General features: G+C 54.3%; 10 protein-coding genes. 3 read left to right on the forward strand and 7 right to left on the reverse strand.

Going from position 1 to position 14,804, the window contains the following annotated elements; genetic code table 11:
* Positions 1 to 2 precede the first annotated feature (2 nt).
* From DSM110093_RS17670 to DSM110093_RS17695, 6 genes are all read right to left on the reverse strand, one after another.
* Positions 3 to 1,376: a HAMP domain-containing sensor histidine kinase gene (locus tag DSM110093_RS17670; protein WP_243267766.1), complete on the reverse strand. Its 1,374-nt coding sequence runs from the start codon at positions 1,374 to 1,376 to the stop codon at positions 3 to 5.
* Positions 1,373 to 1,846, reverse strand: a complete 474-nt coding sequence (locus DSM110093_RS17675; protein WP_243267767.1) for a hypothetical protein — start codon at positions 1,844 to 1,846, stop codon at positions 1,373 to 1,375. The genes DSM110093_RS17670 and DSM110093_RS17675 overlap by 4 nt, the downstream gene beginning before the upstream one ends.
* Before the next feature lie 132 nt (positions 1,847 to 1,978).
* Positions 1,979 to 2,242: a type II toxin-antitoxin system ParD family antitoxin gene (locus tag DSM110093_RS17680; RefSeq protein ID WP_243267768.1), complete on the reverse strand. Its 264-nt coding sequence runs from the start codon at positions 2,240 to 2,242 to the stop codon at positions 1,979 to 1,981.
* Between the two features lie 22 nt (positions 2,243 to 2,264).
* The gene (locus tag DSM110093_RS17685) at positions 2,265 to 3,650 is read right to left on the reverse strand and encodes a glycosyltransferase family 1 protein (protein WP_243267769.1); all 1,386 of its coding nucleotides are present in this window, start codon (positions 3,648 to 3,650) and stop codon (positions 2,265 to 2,267) included.
* A gap of 112 nt (positions 3,651 to 3,762) precedes the next feature.
* Entirely contained in the window at positions 3,763 to 5,580 is a 1,818-nt protein-coding gene (locus DSM110093_RS17690) for an ABC transporter ATP-binding protein (protein WP_243267770.1), read from the reverse strand.
* 147 nt (positions 5,581 to 5,727) lie between these two features.
* Positions 5,728 to 7,161 (reverse strand): glycosyltransferase family 1 protein, encoded by a 1,434-nt coding sequence (locus DSM110093_RS17695; protein ID WP_243267771.1) that lies wholly within the window; start codon positions 7,159 to 7,161, stop codon positions 5,728 to 5,730.
* Between the two features lie 100 nt (positions 7,162 to 7,261).
* Between DSM110093_RS17695 and DSM110093_RS17700 the strand changes: the two genes are divergently transcribed.
* Positions 7,262 to 10,540, forward strand: coding sequence for a glycosyltransferase (locus tag DSM110093_RS17700; RefSeq protein ID WP_243267772.1), 3,279 nt, complete (start codon positions 7,262 to 7,264; stop codon positions 10,538 to 10,540).
* A gap of 237 nt (positions 10,541 to 10,777) precedes the next feature.
* Here the strand turns inward: DSM110093_RS17700 and DSM110093_RS17705 are convergent, their stop codons facing one another.
* Complete coding sequence (locus DSM110093_RS17705) at positions 10,778 to 11,812, reverse strand: hypothetical protein (RefSeq protein ID WP_243267773.1); 1,035 nt, start codon at positions 11,810 to 11,812, stop codon at positions 10,778 to 10,780.
* Positions 11,813 to 11,908: 96 nt separating this feature from the next.
* Here DSM110093_RS17705 and cysD point away from each other — a divergent pair, with 96 nt between their 5' ends.
* Complete coding sequence (cysD, locus tag DSM110093_RS17710; RefSeq protein WP_243263493.1) at positions 11,909 to 12,814, forward strand: sulfate adenylyltransferase subunit CysD; 906 nt, start codon at positions 11,909 to 11,911, stop codon at positions 12,812 to 12,814.
* 47 nt (positions 12,815 to 12,861) lie between these two features.
* Positions 12,862 to 14,769, forward strand: a complete 1,908-nt coding sequence (cysN, locus tag DSM110093_RS17715; protein ID WP_243267774.1) for a sulfate adenylyltransferase subunit CysN — start codon at positions 12,862 to 12,864, stop codon at positions 14,767 to 14,769.
* Positions 14,770 to 14,804: the final 35 nt, after the last annotated feature.

A 14,804-nucleotide genomic window follows, 5' to 3' on the forward strand; every position in this document is an offset into this window, starting at 1 on the left:
CTTCATGGTTCGGATAAGAGCTCAAGCTCCATCCAAAACACTGACCCCTCTCCCTCCACAGAGCTGAAGCCGACATTTCCACCAAGCAGGTCCATTAGTTGCTTTGTGATGTTCAATCCAAGACCACTGCTCTTGTTTGCGCCCGTTGTACCGGGATTGATCTGGTGGAAGGCGCTGAAGATATCATTCTGTCTCTCTATAGGTATGCCAATCCCATGGTCAGCCACTTCAATCCGGGCTTTGTGCCCAATCCGCTGCAGGCGGACGGTGACCACATCCCCTGAAGATGTAAATTTTGCGGCATTGGAGAGGAAGTTGCTCAAGACCTGAGAGACACGCGCACTGTCGGTAAGAGCCAAGGTTTTTCCTGGTGCCGTAGACACTTCGTAGCTGACCCCGAGGGTCTCGGCATAGGTTCGGCAACTTTCCGCGGCAGCCTCGACCACTTCAGTAAGGTCGGTGGGCTCTTGTTTGACTGAGACTTTCCCTTCGCTCAGAGCTTGGGCATCTAAAATGTCATTAACAAGGGTGAGAAGTCGGTCTCCATTGCGACTGGCAACATCTAAAAGTTTAAGAGCGGTTTTGTCTTCCAGTGTGGCGCCAACCTTGGCTTTCAATAGCGCCAGCCCACCAAGCAGCGACGTAAGCGGGGTGCGTAGCTCATGGCTAACAACGCTCATGAAGTTCATTTTTAGGCGCGACGCGGAAGTTGCTTCTTCCGCGAGAGCGCGCATCTCTCTTTCCCTTTTCCCGGCGAGTCGGAGGTCAATCAGAAGCAACATTATGAAAATGAAGAAGAGCACTAGGATCGTTGCGCCAAGATACGCAATGGCCTGCGACAGGGAAAGCAGACCCGTTCTGAATTCTGTTAGTGAACTGGTTTTTGCCTGTGCGAGCGAAAGCAGAAAATCCCTGAGGGAGCTGTCGAAGCCATCGAGTGCGTTCAAAATGTCCTCCACCATTTGTCTGCGCTTCACCTCACTCATATCTTGAGTGGCAAACTCTGTGATCTGAGGCTCCAGAACTTCAAATCTGTCTTGCAGGGCGGAAAGGACACTTTGGTCGATGTTGAAGGCTGTAATAAGCTCTGCCAGCTTGCCCTCTTGAAGGATGGTGATCCGGCTCCAAGCGATGTCAAAGCGCAACGCGATGTCGGCCGCAGGTTTGGAACCGAGCGCCACTTCGCTGAGTTCCTTCTCAAGCCGAAGCATCTCAAACTGCAATTGCGAACCGATCCATAGAGGATCGCTTTGTTCTGCTGTTTGGATATTCTCGACCCGCTCGCTAAGCTTAAAGATCACGCCTATCCCGAAGAATACGGCCCCTACGAACAATACGAGGAGTGCCGTTCGGATGATTCTGTTTTTTTTCTTCACTCGACAGAGATTTCTTTAAGCTGCCAAACTAACCGATTATTGTAAGCATCGTCCCGAAGTTCAGGGTGTTCGTCCATTGGGTAAATGACCCAAATTGGTCCCTTGTTGCGCACCGTCATACCTTCGCCATCGCGTAGCACCGCCAGTATGACATCGTAGTCAAAGGCATCTGCAGCTGGCACAGTCGAGTTGAAATCGTTAAGTGCGATCATGTTCAGATCAGCATGGCGGTCGATTTCAAAGGTTTCCAAAATGGCGCGGAGAAGCGGCCCTTGAAACGCTGCGGGGTGATCGACGTAGTCGTTTTTTGTGACCACGGTCGTCTGAGGCATCTCTAGCAGCTCTTCCAAGGTGAAGGATGCTGATTGCTCTGGAGTTGTGATCGTCAAAATGGCCTGCGCGAAACCAAAGCTCGGCAGAGTAAGCAAAAATGCCGCAAAGGCTGATCCCGATATTTTCTGCATTCGCATTGCCAACCTCTTTCTGTGCTTTTACTCAGGAAAACTTACCACAGTTTTGGGCGATTTTACGGCGCGCGTGAGAGGTTCCAATGTCGATGCGGCCTGTCTGCGCGGCGGGCAAGACAACTAGCTTTGCCACGATCAGGACTTGTCGGTGTAACGCGCGCGCAGCTCGGCAAATACCTGACCGGCTGGAATACCTAGCCCGCTGTCCAGCCCGGCCTTGATGGCACTCCGCAGAGCCTCAAGATCGCGCAGCTCGGCATCACGGCTGCGGGTCCAGTCGCGTAGCGCCTCACGGACAATCTCACTGGTTGAAGCATACTCGCCACCGGCCACGGTTTGGCGCAGCGTCTCGGCCATGTCGGATGGCAGCGTGATGGTCATTCGTTCAGCTGAAGGCATGGCATATCCTTTCGAGGTTAGGTCACCGGAGTGCCTGCATGAATTCTTCAGCGACATCATCCCATGTCCGAAGCTTTGCCCGCGCGATATGCTGCTCGAGAGCTTTGCGACGTGTCGCATCGACAATCAGTGCCTTACAGGCTGTCGCAATGCTCTCCACATTCAGAGGGTCGCAATACTCTACCAGGTCTCCGCCCACTTCTGGCATCGAGGTAGACTTTGCCACGACCGCAGTTTTTCCCATAGAGAGGCTCTCCCCGATAGGGAGTCCCCACCCCTCATAGAGGCTGACCATAGCGGTGAAAAGGCAGCCATTATAAAGGGCTGCGAGTTCTATATCAGATGGCCGGTTAACAATCTCGATCATGCCATCAAGGCTTTTCGTTCGCCTTATGAAGTCGGTGAAGTCTGGGCTCTGCCAGTTCTGTTTTCCTGCAAAGATCAGCCTTGGTGTGGTGATGGTTTCATCTGCGCACAGATGTTGCCAAGCTATGGCCAGCCGCAGTAGGTTTTTACGGTCCTCTAAGGTGCCAACAACCAATACAAATGGGTGATCGAGTATTTGGCGGGCCTGATCGCTGAGGGCACCTCCTTCGGCCTTCTCGGGTCGATGGAACTGCTGAGCCAACGGCACCACTTTCACCGGCTTCGGTGTGCCTTGCTCTTCGAGATAACTTTGGAGGTCGCCGCGGGTATGGCAAGAGTTGGCCACGTAGTTTGTGCAATAATTGGTGGAACTTTTCAGCCAGCTGTCAAATTTGTGGGAGAAGCCCCCATGCATGTATTCCTGAGCGAGAATAGGGATGAGATCGTGTACAAAGATGGTGACATCAACCTGCTTATCATTCTTCAGGCGCTCTAGCTCTTTTGCCAGCTTGCTTAAGCCGAACACAGCACCCAAGACAACAACTTGGTCGCCAGGCCGTGCCAAATCGTCCACCAGTTGCCCCTTCGGCTGTGGTGGGAGCGGAGTTACCGTATGATTGCGTCTGCCTGCATGATAGCTCTTCCATTCCGCAATGGAGCTTCCCTTTTTAGAGAAATGTGCTTCGTCGCCAATCGCGGCTTTGAAATGTCGAACAAGTGAGTAAACCCAGTACTTTAATGGTCTCAAGCGATACCGCCCAAGCGTCGGGGCTGTTTGCTCCATAAGGCGCGCTTTAGACCCAAAGAACATATGACTAAGCCGATCAGTATCAAAATCGGGCATATCTGTAAGGTGGGAAGCTGGCAGTGCGATGTAATGGTTATCAGGCGTCCAAAATGAGATCATGATGTTCTCGGGGCCAGCTTGCTCCGCGATGCGCTTAATCAAAGCGAGGGACACCCGTTGGATCCCCGAAATTGAAGATTCCGTGCGTACATAACTTAGGATGTCAGATACGTCGAAGAAGTAAGTCGGGGCCACCGTTGTTCGCCTTTGTGATTTAGCTGCTAACTCTCGCATATGGTTTTCGGGCTCGGAGCTTCTGGAGGGTTTTGCGCGCTATAGCTAAATGCCTTTACCCAAGAAAACGACGTCAACCATAGCTATTGCGCTGAGCGGTAAACATAGCGGCGTAGAGCCCATCAAGCGCCATCAGTTCGCTATGAGAGCCCTTTTCTACGACGGTCCCTTCATCCAGCACATAGATCACATCGGCATGAGTAACGGTGGACAGCCTATGCGCGACGATGATGGTGGTCTTATCCACTGCCAATGTATCGATAGCGCCGCGGACTTTTTCTTCTGTGCGCTGATCAAGGGCCGAGGTGGCTTCATCGAGCAGCAAAATGGGCGCGGAGCGCAGGAAGGCGCGCGCGAGAGCAATACGTTGTTTTTGCCCCCCTGATAGCTGTGAGCCTTTCGGCCCCAAGGGGGCATCCCCTCGGCTTCGCATCAATGTGTCGATACCCACCAGTTCAGCGGCGCGCCAAATCTCTTCTTCGGTTGCTTCTGGTCGCACATAGCGAATATTTTCGTAGATCGAGTTGTTGAAAATAACGATGTCTTGAGCCACCACAGAGAACGACTGCCGCAGCTTATCAATGCGCAGTTGATCGACGCAATCCTCTCCGATCTTAACCGCACCTTTGCTGACGTCATAAAGACGTGCAATCAGGCTCAGTACAGTCGTTTTCCCCGATCCTGTGGCCCCAACGATTGCAGTGATCTTGCCACCTTCAAAGGTCATGTTCACCCCTTCGAAGAGAGGTTGGTCTTCTTTGTAAGAGAAAGAGACATCTTCCAAAACGATGTCGGCACGGGGATCGAAGGTTTCTTTCGCATCAGGCGCATTGGTGATCGTTGGCCGCTCGCGATAAAGCGCTTGCAGGCTGTCCAAGATGATCAAGCTTGCCTGCAGGCTCACAAAGAAACTGGTCATGCGGCGCGCGGGATCGAATATCAGCGCCATGCCGACCATGAAGGCGATAATGGATGCACCATCCATATCAAAGCCAGGGTTGAGCGCCATGTAGCCACCCACACCAATGATCAAAACGTAAATGATGGCCGCTAGAATATCGACCGAGGGGCTCATCAGAGCTTGTACTGCCTGCAGGCGAATTGTTAGGCGTCGGATTTCCGTCGTGGCCTTGTTAAGGCGCATCCGTTCCACGGGCTCTTGGTTGGAAATCTTAACCGTGCGCATGCCATTGCTCATCTCTTCAATGCCAGACATGTAGTCGCCCATGGCATTCTCAGCGCTTGCCTGCACTTCTTTGACGCCGTGTGAAATGTGGCGCACAAGAATGGTCACTGTGGGCATGACAAGGATGACTAGGAGAAACAGCAGAGGGTTTTTCCAAGTCAGATAACCCGAGACAATAACCACCGTGACGGCATCGCGCGCTGCATTGACTGTGGTTTGTCCGATAAAGCCACTAAGGTCCTGGGCCTGATTGACCAAGCGCAAGATGATCTCACCGGATTTAGTGCGCTCAAAATATGCCAAATCGAGGGTCATCATGTGGTCAATTAGATCACGGCGCACTTTGTAGACCGCATCACTTGCCAACCAAGTCGATAAGCGGGGCACGGTGTATGACATCAGCGCTCTTACCGAAAAGATACCCATAACCATGGCGCAGACACCGACCAAGCCTCCAATCGAGCCATTGTCAAAGATAACGCGCAAGCCATCCTCGGTCAGTCGAATGAATTGCTGATAGGCCACCCCTTGTATCAGGATCATCCCCATTACGAGGCCAAGCCAGGGCGTCTTCTGCTTGAAGTAGCCATGCCAGAACCACGAAATATTCTTCTTATCCTGATCGGTAAATAAGGGGCGTCGGCCATTCTTCCGGAACATTTTGGATAACCTGATCATGGGCATGAAAGTTGCGTTTTCTGACAAGTACGGGCTCTCTATAAGAGAGTGAGGATAAAGTGTATCCCTCAACTGCCCGCCAGACCGCTGACCGCCGCAGGGGCGGGGCTTCTCCTAGAGATCGCTTGCAATGAAGCAAAGCGCCTAGGCCTCTCGACTGAGGCCATCGTTGCGTTAAGCAATCAGCTTTAGAAGATCGCGCCCCACATCATCCCAGCTCCGCATGGATGCCTTAGCAATTTTGGCCTCCAAAGAGGCGCGGTGATCCGGATCGGCAATAAGTCTGAGGCAGGCCGTTTTGATGGAAAAGAGATCATGTGGATCGCAATATTCCACCATGTCGCCACCAACCTCTGGCATTGATGATGTTTGGGAGACGACCCCGGTTTTGCCGTAGCTGAGCCCTTCACCGATCGGCAAACCCCAGCCCTCGTAGAAACTGGGTGTGGCAGTGAACAAGCAGTGGCGATAGAGGAAATCCAGTTCCAGATCTGTGGGACTCTCGCAGATCTCTACCCAGCCCCCCAAACGCCCGGTGGCTTGCATCAGCGCATCGAAATCAGCGTTTAGCCACCCCCTGCGGCCTGCGAACACCAACTTAGGCAGGCGGACACCTGGATCATCGCGCAACTGATCCCAGACCTGCGCTAAGGCCCAAAGGTTTTTGCGTGCTTCCATTGTACCAACGCAAAGAACAAACGGCCATTTAAGCAAGGCGCGAATGTTTTCATCCAGATTCCAGCTGGTCGCCAAGACATCATAGGGGGCGGGTATAAGCGTGTCGGTCCCTGCCGCAGAAGTGGACGGCCGGGGCAGGGCCTCTTGTGCCAACGGCAGAACAGCAACTTCCCGCTCTGCTTCGTGGCTTGTTAGAAATGCGCGAAAATCTTTTGCGGTCGCCTGAGAGTTGGCCAGATATAGATCGGTGTTCTTCAAGGTGCTCAGGAGCCATTTATAAAACCGCATCGGGTCCGTCCCCGAGATGTACTCGGGGTTCTGCATCTGGATCAGGTCGTGCACCATTAAGGCGATTTTAACGCCTTTTTCACGCAAGTCGTCGCGCCAATTTTCCGCAACATTCCAGCTTGGATCAAGCCAGCCGGCATCCAAGAGGATCACCCAGTCACCCGGAGCGCATACCTTTGAAGCAGCTTGGGTTTCGAAGGCTGGCGTGTGGGAGGCCCGCCGCGGGCTTGACGCTTGCCATTCTTCTATCGTCAGGTTCCGTTTGCGGAAATGATCTGCATTTCCTGCTTTGGCATTAAGGTCGCGCAAGAGCGTATGGATAAGGCGTTTAGCAGGTTTTTGCGCGTAGCCTTCAAGCGAAGGGCGTTGCGTATTTGTCGGGGCAACGTCAAGCACATGGGCGAGCTTTTGCAGATCGGCGGCTCCCTCTGGAGCCAACACGCGATAAGGTAGAACGCGGTAGTCGCTCGCATCATTCCCGCAATATCCAAGCCAGAGGTCATCGGGAGGGTAATGAGCTGCCAACGCTTCAATCAGCATTACCATAACCCGCTGGATGCCGCTCAGTTGCGCGTGTTTAGAAATATAGTTACGCAGCTCAGTTACATCGACAACTATTTTTGTCATATGTGCAAATGCCATGGCTAGGATAGAATGGTGGCTCTATTGGCAGACTGCCTGCCTCTTAGCAAGCAGTGCCTAAGGCCCTCCTGCGGCTGGATAGGGTAAAATAAAGCCAGAGTTGAGGGCAAATATGGACCGGGACCTTTTCTATCGTGATTTTGAAGCGGCCTTCCGAGGACCACGTGAAGAAATTATCGCCCGCTTAGGCTTTTATGCGCCCTTTGTGCAGCCGTTACGGGAACTCTCAGAGATGCCGCAAGCGGCCTTTGATATGGGCTGCGGGCGGGGCGAGTGGCTGGAAGCTTTAGGAAGCTGGGGGTTTGACGCATGCGGTGTTGATCTGGACCAAGGGATGTTGCTGGAGGCCCGCGATCTCGGTCTAGAAGTAATCTGCGCCGACGCGCTCGAGACATTGTCCACATTACCCGACAATAGCCAAGCCGTCATCTCGGCGTTCCATCTTGCCGAGCATATCCCTCAGGATATGTTGCTTACTCTTTTGGAAGGGTCGGTTCGGGCACTTGCACCCGGCGGCATTTTGATCATTGAAACCCCCAATCCAGAAGCGATTGGCGTGGCGACTCTAACGTTCCACAATGATGCGACACATCAAAGCCCAATCCCGCCGGAAGTGTTAAAATTCCTCTTTGGGTACCATGGGCTTGCACCGGTAAGTCGCTTCAGACTGAATGGGCCACAGGGGGCTGAGCCCCCAGGTTTGAAAGACGTGCTCTATGGGGCCGCTCCCGATTACGCTGTTATAGGTCAAAAGCCGGGGAACGAGGCGGCAACACAAGCCCTCGCTCAGCCGCTCTCCTTGAACATTGGTGCCTCGAGTGAAGACCTTGCCCAAACGTATGATGACAGACAGAAACAGCAGGCCGAACAGATCAGAATATTGGATGATCAGTTGCACCAGCTGCGCAATCAGACAAGCGCGATGCAAGCAGATATAGTCCTTCTGCACCGTCTCAAAAAAACCAAGTTTATGCAAAGATCGCGTAAGTTGCGCAATTTTGCCGCTTGGCTAAAGGGACCCAAAAGGCTGCGCCCGGCGCGACTGAAGAGCCGCCGCCCGACCTCCGCGCCATTGATGTCTTCCATGACCCTTCCTCAAGGCCCCCTCAGTTGGCAGTTGGAAGGGCCTTTTGACAGCTCTTATTCTTTGGCTTTGGTTAATCGAGAGTTGGCCCGCGCATTAGATCGGGCCGGACAAGACGTGTCCTTAATCTCGGCTGAAGGACCGGGGGCCTTTGATCCGAGTGTAGAGTTTCTCAAAGCTGAGCCCGATCTTGCCGCTATGTTTAGACGCTCCAGCGATGGTGCAACCGTCATCACCCGCAATATGTACCCTCCTCGTGTCGAGGACTTGCCTAAAGGCTCGAGTAAAAAACCGATTGTCGGCGGACTTCATTGCTACGCATGGGAAGAAACTGGACTTCCCGTAGATTACGTTGATCACTTTAACGCACACTTACGGCTCATGACTGTAACCTCTGCGCATGTGCAAAGGGTAATGATCGATAACGGTGTGCGTGTGCCAGCTTATGTGGTCGGAAATGGCGTAGACCACTTGCCGCTCAATGTAGCTCCTGAGCGGGCTCCCATTTTGCCGCCTCGGATTAAGAACGCCAAACGGGTGTTCATCCATGTCTCTTCTTGCTTTCCACGCAAAGGTGCTGATGTTCTGCTCAAAGCTTGGTCACAGGCCTTTGGAGATCGCGAAGATGTAGCTCTGATCATTAAAACCTTTGATAATCCACACAACGACATTGCGGCACAGATTGCCTCCAAACCGGGGTTATCACAGGTCCATCTGATCTCAGAGGATATGTCTGCCATAGAGATGTCTGCTCTTATGACCGCCGCTCATGTCGCCGTATTGCCGAGCCGTGCAGAGGGCTTTGGCCTTCCTGTCGCAGAGGGCTTGATGGCAGGGTGCAGGGTAATCACCACCGGGTGGAGTGGCCAGACAGTCTTTGAGGGCTGCCCGCTCCTCCGCTTCATCGACTATGATTTGGTGCAAGCAGATAGTCATCTGGGAGCCGGCGACAGTCTTTGGGCAGAGCCAAAACTGCCGGATTTAATCAACGCGCTAAACGAAGCTGCGGACGCCGATTTACCCACCTCTGCGCAGCAGCAAGAGGCGCGCGACTGGTTGCTTGGACGGTTTACTTGGGATGCTGTTGCACAACGCAGTATTGCGGCTGTCAAACATGCTGCCGCTAAACCAATAACGCCGCCCCGCATTGGTTGGATCAGTACATTCAACACCCGCTGCGGGATTGCGACATATTCAGAGCACCTGCTCGATCACATGCCTAATGATGATATTCTTGTCTTGGCTTCTGATAGTGACAACACTGCCCAGCCTGATGAGAGCCTGCCGCACCCAGTGGTCCGATGCTGGAGTGAAGGGCAAGGTGGTCTCGACCGTCTTACAGCTCAGATCAATGCGGCGAACCTTGATGTTCTCGTGGTGCAGTTCAACTACGCGTTTTTCGACATGTCTCAGCTGGGCGCCTTTTTGGATGCACAGCGCGCCGCGGGCCGCCGAGTGGTGGTCATGCTTCATGGCAGCAATGATGCGCGCGCGCCTGCAGATCGCCAATTGCGGCAAATCACTTCAGCGCTTCGGGGGTGCGACCGCCTGTTAGTACATACATCGGCGGATATGTCCCGACTGCGAGAGATGGGTGTTGCAGAAAATGTGACCTTGGTGCCTCATGGCATTTTGGTACCCGCGAAAGCAGCAGCTTTGCCTGCGCGTAAAGGACCGATTGTACTGGGCACCTATGGCTTCTTCCTCCCAGGGAAAGGCTTGGTTGATCTCATTGATACCATTGCCGTATTGCGCAGGCGGGGCCATAATGTAGCACTACGTATGATCAATGCCGAATACCCCCAACCCGTTTCACGGGCCGAAATTGATCTCGCACAGGACCGTGTAGCCTATCACCAGATAGAAGACGCGGTTCAAATCAATACTGAGTTTACGAGCGACGCAGTGGCTATGGCAGCCCTTCAAGATTGTGATCTCATCGTATTTCCCTATCAATCCAGCGCGGAGTCGGCCTCAGGCGCTGTGCGCTACGGACTGGCAAGCGGGCGTCCGGTGGCGGTTACGCCCTTGGAGATTTTTTCCGACGTTGCAGACATCACTCTGACCCTGCCGGGCCGTTCAGTTACCGATATGGCAATGGGAATCGAAAGCTGGTTAAAGGGCTTGCGTTCAGGGCCTAACGGCATTCCGAACAGTGCTATTGAAGATGTGCAAAAACGGGGCGCCGAATGGTGTGCAGCGCGGTCCTACACTCGCACCGGGGCACGTCTTTCAGGAATGTTAACTGCATTGCACAACACCCCTCCGTCCTCTCTGTTCGACGTAGACAGCTAAATATCTTTGGGAAGGTGACATCATTCGGTAGAGAATGTTCATATCCGCGGGCCGAGTGCGAAAGGCTGAGAACAAAAAAATCCGACTTGTGTGACCGCACCCAACAACAAGTGAATGCGAGGCGACAGCGTGACATTTGCTGAGGTTGCACCAAGCCATCTACCTGCAGACCAGCAATCTTCACGCGGCTCAGTTGCTGCTCGGTCACGCCAGCATTGAAAGCCGAGCATGCCGAGATCAATCCATTTGGGCAACCCAAACGATATCAAGAAGTATCCGACGCAAAACGGCCGTTTGTCCGTTGGCTCCAGTTTTGGCATAGATCTGCTTGGAGCAGCTCCGGGTCGTCTCTAGCGTCCAGCCAAGAGCTTGCCCGGCGTCACGCAAGCTGAACCCGTCACAAAGATGGGCCGCCAAACGCGCCTCACTGCGGCTGAGGCCAAAGCGACTGGCAAGTTGGGCCTCAGGAATGTCGCGCGTGGCTAAACTTTGGCGCAGGCGTCCCACAAGCACCGGCTCACCTGCCAAAGATTCTGCACGGATGACCATTTGCACCACAGGTCTGCGTGACAGTTCGACGAATTGCGCCTCTCCTTCGTGCAGTGTGGCTGCCGCTATGCCCCGACGCAGCGCTTCTGCAGCGTTGTCATCGGGTGCGAACAACCTTCTGTCAGCGCGCAAGTACACACCTGCCGCCGTCGCTAGCCGATCGGCCATCCCAGGAGCCATCTGCTGCACCTTTCCAGATTGCGAGAAAATGATCCAACCCGCGCCTAGAGCGCGACATATATGACGGTCCAACGCTGCGATGCTGCGGCTTTGCTCAAGTTCCTTCCACCCTTTCAGGGCGGGGCCAATGTAAGGAACCAAAGAAGATAATCGCGACGCGTCCGTCGCTCGAAAATCCGCCCCCTCGCGTTGCAGCATTAACAGTGCCACTCCCTCCTGCCCGATTATCACCTTCAGCGCCCGCACGGCGCGGCCGGGCGCATCAGAACCGGATATCGCTGCAGCAGGCAGATCGGTCGTGGAATAAACCCGTCCGGCCCGCATACGCACTATCGTTGCTAGGTCCGGCGCACTCCAGTTGGCACCCACCTGCCAGAGCACAGGCGACCCACTCCGCCATTGGATTTGCAGCATCGCGCTCTCGGCGTGGCTGCTCTGTGCCAACAGATCAAGGAAATCCAGCCAGAATGTCGACGAATTACCTTCGCTGTCACCCATGGCAGCCGCGAAAAGCGCTGTCAAAATCTCGGATTCGCTGGGCATGGGGCCTCACCTTGTCACTTTGCCCCCCATATGGGGGAGGTTTTGAGTGGGAAGCAAGACTAGGTCACTGGCAACGAAGTTCTGAAAGAGGCGCTTATGACGACCAAGACATTGACCCATTTGCAGCGCCTAGAGGCGGAAAGCATTCACATCCTGCGCGAGGTTGCCGCCGAGTCAGAAAACCCCGTCATGCTGTACAGCGTCGGCAAGGACAGCGCCGTCATGCTGCATCTGGCCAAAAAAGCATTCTATCCGGCATCCCCTCCGTTTCCGTTGCTGCACGTCGACACAACGTGGAAGTTCCGCGATATGTACGCGTTGCGCAACAAGGCGGCGCAAGATGCGGGCATGAAACTGCTGGTCCATCAGAACCCCGAAGCACTGGAAAAGTGCATTAACCCGTTTGATCATGGCTCCCTACATACAGATATGTGGAAGACCGAAGGTCTGAAACAGGCGCTCGACAAGCACGGCTTTGACGTAGCCTTTGGCGGGGCCCGTCGCGACGAGGAAAAATCACGCGCCAAGGAGCGAGTATTCTCTTTCCGCTCGGCCAACCACCGCTGGGACCCGAAAAATCAGCGCCCAGAGCTTTGGCGCTTATACAACGCTCAGAAGGCTAAGGGCGAAAGTGTGCGTGTCTTCCCAATCTCGAATTGGACGGAATTGGACATTTGGCAGTATATCCACCTTGAAAATATCGAAATTGTTCCGCTGTATATGTCAGCCTCCCGCCCAACTGTAGAGCGTGATGGAATGATCCTGATGGTGGATGACGACCGCTTCCCACTCAGGGATGGCGAAACACCGCAGATGCGATCAATCCGGTTCCGCACCTTGGGCTGCTATCCACTGACGGGTGCGATCGAAAGCACCGCGACAACCTTGCCTGAAGTTATCCAAGAAATGCTACTGACCACCACCTCGGAACGTCAGGGGCGCGCCATCGACCACGACCAGACCGCTTCGATGGAGAAGAAGAAGCAGGAAGGCTACTTCTAACCGCTTCGCATTCCCCAACCCAGTTCAAGCATTCAGGTATCCATCCAATGACCACCACAGACACCTTTTATAAACCAGACTCCCTCGTTTCCGAGAACATTGATGCCTATCTGCAGATGCACCAACACAAGACGATGCTGCGCTTTATCACCTGCGGCTCTGTTGACGATGGCAAATCCACGCTGATCGGGCGGCTGCTGTATGATAGCAAAATGATCTTCGAAGATCAGCTTGCAGCGCTTAAGGCCGACAGCGAACGTGTTGGCACCCAAGGGCAAGATATCGACTTTGCGCTGCTGGTCGACGGCCTCGCTGCCGAACGCGAGCAAGGCATCACCATCGACGTCGCCTATCGCTTTTTCGCAACCGAAAAGCGCAAGTTCATCGTCGCCGACACCCCCGGCCACGAGCAGTATACCCGCAACATGGTCACCGGTGCCTCGACCGCCGACCTGGCGGTTATCCTAATCGACGCGCGCAAGGGTATCCTGACCCAGACCCGCCGACATAGCCACCTGGTACACCTGCTGGGCATCCGCAATATCGTGCTGGCCGTCAACAAAATGGACCTCGTGGATTACGACGAGGCCACCTTTAACCGCATCGTTTCCGAATACCGCGCCTTCGCTGACAGCATCGGAATTGAGGCCTTCACCGCAATACCTATCTCCGGGTTCAAGGGCGACAACATCACCAGCCAAAGCGAAAATACTGGCTGGTTTACTGGCAGCCCCCTACTGCCCTATCTTGAAACGGTCGAGGTCAAGGACGACCGCGACCAGCACGGGCCGTTCCGTATGCCCGTTCAATGGGTCAACCGGCCCAATCTGGATTTCCGCGGCTTTGCCGGTTTGATTGCAGGCGGCACCGTGAAACCGGGCGATCCAGTGCGCGTGTTGCCGTCGGGCAAGACATCGACCATCGCGCGCATCGTCAGTCTGGAAGGCGATCGCGAAGAGGCTGTCGCGGGCGAATCCGTTACGCTGACCCTGGCCGATGAGATCGATTGTTCTCGCGGTCAGGTCATTGTCGCCGCACAGTCGCCACTTGAGGTGGCTGACCAGTTCGAAGCCAAACTGGTATGGATGGACGAGGCCGAACTGGTCGCCGGACGCGCCTATTGGTTGAAGATAGGAACCCAAACCGTATCGGCCACAGCGCAGGCCCCGAAATACGAGATCAACGTCAACACCCAAGAACACCTTGCGGCCAAGTCGTTGGACCTGAACGCAATTGGTGTGACCAACATCACAACCGACCGTGAAATTCCATTTTCCAGCTATGCCGAAAACCGCGATCTGGGTGGCTTTATCTTGATCGACAAGATCACCCACCAGACGGTTGCGGCTGGTATGATCCACTTTGCCCTGCGTCGCGCCCAGAATATCCACTGGCAGGCGACCGACATCGGGCGTGAACACCATGCTTCAATGAAGCACCAAAAACCTGCCGTGCTTTGGCTGACAGGGCTTTCTGGTTCGGGAAAGTCCACAATTGCCAATATGGTTGAAAAGCAGTTGGCGCGCATGAACCGCCACACCTTCTTGCTGGACGGCGACAATGTGCGTCATGGCTTGAATAAGGACCTTGGCTTTACCGAAGCCGACCGCGTTGAGAACATCCGCCGTATTGGCGAAGTTGCGAAACTGATGACCGATGCCGGACTGATTGTGATCACGGCGTTCATCTCACCGTTCCGGTCGGAACGCGACATGGTGCGCAGCATTATGCAACCCGGTGAGTTCATTGAAGTTTTCGTCGACACACCACTTGAAGTGGCCGAGCAACGTGATGTCAAAGGGCTTTATGCCAAGGCGCGGGCGGGAGAATTGAAGAACTTCACAGGCATCGACTCACCTTATGAGCATCCAGAAGCCCCGGAGCTTCGCATCGACACGACAGAAATCACCGCGGAAGAAGCTGCAGCGATGATTGTCTCGCGTTTAATTCCTTAGTATCCCACTCTCATCGTTGAGGACTGAAAAATCTG

This window comes from Sulfitobacter sp. DSM 110093 (assembly GCF_022788715.1).
Classification (GTDB): domain Bacteria; phylum Pseudomonadota; class Alphaproteobacteria; order Rhodobacterales; family Rhodobacteraceae; genus Sulfitobacter.